General features: G+C 62.0%; 2 protein-coding genes. One reads left to right on the top strand and one right to left on the bottom strand.

The window, feature by feature from the left end; all coding sequences use genetic code 11:
- Positions 1-478: enoyl-CoA hydratase-related protein (locus B4F73_RS07415; RefSeq protein ID WP_290482889.1), on the top strand; the 478-nt coding region annotated here is incomplete at its 5' end.
- A 3-nt stretch (positions 479-481) separates the two neighbouring features.
- Here the strand turns inward: B4F73_RS07415 and B4F73_RS07410 are convergent.
- Positions 482-653 (bottom strand): NAD(P)/FAD-dependent oxidoreductase (locus B4F73_RS07410; protein ID WP_290482897.1); only part of this gene is annotated, 172 nt, incomplete at its 5' end.

Below are 653 nucleotides of genomic sequence, written 5' to 3'. Positions count from 1 at the left end.
GGCCATTACAGGATCTGCCCTCGCAGGCGGCACCGAGATCGCCCTTTCGTGTGACATGATCATTTGCGCGGACAACACGAATTTCGGTCTTCCGGAAGTAAAACGCTCCCTCGTCGCCGGAGCTGGCGGCCTGTTCCGCTTGCCCCGCGCTGTCGGGCGCGCAGTCGCGCTTGAAGCCATCCTGACAGGTGACCCACTTCCGTCACAGCGGGCCTATGAACTCGGTATGGTCAACAAGGTTGTGCCAGAATCCGAAGTGATGGGCGAAGCCGAAGCGCTTGCCGCAAGGATCACCGCCAACGCACCGCTCGCTGTCGCCGCCAGCCGCGCCGTGGCGATGGATGCAACCAGCAAGACGGATGACGAGCTCTGGAAAGACAGCGGCAAGGCATTTGCCGGCATCGTCGGGACGGAAGACTTCAAAGAAGGCCCGAAAGCGTTCATCGAAAAACGTGCGCCCGTCTGGAAGGGCCGCTAACGACTATACCTGTGATCTGAGCCACCGGACCGCGCCCAACCCGGCCGCGCGTCCGGTGGCCATGCAGGCCGTCAGCAGATAACCGCCTGTGGGCGCGTCCCAGTCCAGCATCTCGCCCGCGCAGAACATGCCAGGCTGTTCCTTCACCATGAATTGATCGTCCAGCACATCGAAA

The sequence above is a fragment of the Hyphomonas sp. UBA3601 genome (assembly GCF_002375605.1).
Classification (GTDB): Bacteria; Pseudomonadota; Alphaproteobacteria; order Caulobacterales; family Hyphomonadaceae; genus Hyphomonas.
The sequence above is the reverse complement of the archived record's forward strand: the minus strand, read 5'-3'. Positions and strand labels throughout refer to the sequence as shown.